We start from the raw sequence: 2,115 nt of genomic DNA on the forward strand, positions 1-2,115 counted from the left end.
ACCGTGGCGGTGACGAGGACGAGGGCGGTCGCGGACGGCGGGGACGCCGGTTCCGGGAACGTCGTCGTGGTCGCGACCGCGAGGGTGGCGCCGGTGGTGGTGAGGCCCGCGAGCTCGAGATTCGCGAGGACGATGTCCTGCAGCCGGTCGCGGGCATCCTCGACGTGCTGGACAACTACGCCTTCGTGCGCACCTCCGGCTACCTGGCCGGACCGAACGACGTCTATGTCTCGATGAACCTGGTCCGCAAGAACGGCCTGCGCCGCGGTGACGCGATCACCGGTGCGGTGCGCGCCCCGCGCGACGGTGAGCAGAGCAACCAGCGCCAGAAGTTCGATCCGCTGGTGCGCCTGGACACGGTCAACGGCGGTGAGGTCGACGCGGCGAAGCGGCGGCCCGAGTTCAGCAAGCTCACCCCGCTGTACCCGAACCAGCGTCTGCGCCTGGAAACCCAGCCGAACAAGCTGACCACCCGCGTCATCGACCTGATCATGCCGATCGGTAAGGGCCAGCGCGCCCTGATCGTCTCCCCGCCGAAGGCCGGTAAGACGACGATCATGCAGGACATCGCGAACGCCATCGCCATCAACAACCCGGAGGTCTACCTCATGGTTGTGCTGGTCGACGAGCGTCCGGAAGAGGTCACCGATATGCAGCGTTCGGTGAAGGGCGAGGTCATCGCCTCGACCTTCGACCGTCCGCCGTCAGATCACACCTCGGTCGCCGAACTGGCCATCGAGCGCGCCAAGCGCCTGGTGGAAATGGGCAAAGACGTTGTGGTGCTGCTCGACTCGATCACCCGATTGGGCCGCGCGTACAACAACTCCTCGCCCGCATCGGGCCGCATCCTCTCCGGTGGTGTCGACTCGACCGCCCTGTACCCGCCCAAGCGGTTCCTCGGCGCGGCGCGCAATATCGAGAACGGCGGCTCGCTCACCATCATCGCGACCGCCATGGTCGAGACCGGTTCGACCGGTGACACGGTGATCTTCGAGGAGTTCAAGGGCACCGGTAACGCCGAGCTCAAGCTGGACCGCAAGATCGCGGAACGGCGCGTGTTCCCGGCCGTCGACGTCAACCCGTCCGGTACTCGCAAGGACGAGCTACTGCTCAGCCCCGACGAGGCGGCGGTGCTGCACAAACTGCGCCGCGTACTGTCCGGCCTGGACTCGCACCAGGCGATCGATCTGCTGATCGACCGTCTGAAGAAGTCCAAGAACAACCTCGAGTTCCTGATGCAGGTCAGCAAGACCGCGCCGGGCGCGCTGGACGAATGACTGAACGGGGACTCCGCGGAGGCGGAGTCCCCGTGCTGTTTGCAGAAACGCCGCAACAGATTTCGTGGGCACATGGGTAACTCGTCGGGTACGCCCAGAACTGAAGTCCACTGCCCGCCGCCGGTCCGCAGCGGTGGTTTCCACGCACATGACGTCCGGCAAAAGGCGCTGGGCGGCGGGGGAGCGTCCCTTCGGCGTTCTCGGGCTGAAGAACGCGAGACCTATGGCTGCCGCGCCCGCGATCATGAAGGCCAGGATGATCGCCGTCGTGGCGGCCGGAACACTGTTGTTCGCGGCGGTAGTCGCCGGGGCGAACTGTGCGGCAGTGGGCTTCGCGTACGCGTAGGTGTCCGGGCGATCCGGAGTGGTTGACCAGCCGACCGCGACAGTGAGAATCAACGAAACGAAGACCGCCAGAGCAATGCGGCTGTTCACAGTGTTCTCCCTTCTGTCTCGGCACGCCGATGTGCATCAGGCCTAAAACTCTATGAACATTGGTGTTCGTATCCACGAGTAGTTGACTACCTGTATTAAGGGTTCCGTAAGAACACGATCAACGCGTGCCAGTAGTTCAATTGGCAATGGGACTCGGGGACTACCTAGGGGGCGGGAACAAACCGGGGGTCTGGGGTGTTTTGGGAGCGTAACCACCGTTCTGGCATACTGAGCGGTCGTTGCGTCTGCTCCGATGAGCAGGCCTCCCGCCTAAGTCGGCTCCGGTTCACGTCCTCGCGATCTGCGCGGGCGACCCGGCGGCCAATATCGAGAGGACACCATGAAGGCAGGAATTCACCCGTCGTATGTCGAGACCACGGTCGTCTGTGGTTGCGGCAACACC

General features: G+C 64.5%; 2 protein-coding genes. Both read left to right on the forward strand.

What is annotated here, in order from left to right; translation table 11 throughout:
* On the forward strand, positions 1-1,277 hold a 1,277-nt coding region (gene rho / locus NP3_RS44700; protein WP_063825080.1), incomplete at its 5' end, for a transcription termination factor Rho.
* A 148-nt stretch (positions 1,278-1,425) separates the two neighbouring features.
* Positions 1,426-1,623, forward strand: a complete 198-nt coding sequence (locus NP3_RS48750) for a hypothetical protein (RefSeq protein WP_157124975.1) — start codon at positions 1,426-1,428, stop codon at positions 1,621-1,623.
* Positions 1,624-2,115 lie beyond the last annotated feature (492 nt).

The sequence above is a fragment of the Nocardia pseudovaccinii NBRC 100343 genome (genome assembly GCF_001613225.1).
Lineage (GTDB): Bacteria > Actinomycetota > Actinomycetes > Mycobacteriales > Mycobacteriaceae > Nocardia > Nocardia pseudovaccinii.

What these genes read in the sequence shown, in the direction of transcription:
- NP3_RS48750 (WP_157124975.1), top strand. Translation starts at nt 1,426, where the DNA reads ATGACGTCCGGCAAAAGGCGCTGGGCGGCGGGGGAGCGTCCCTTCGGC.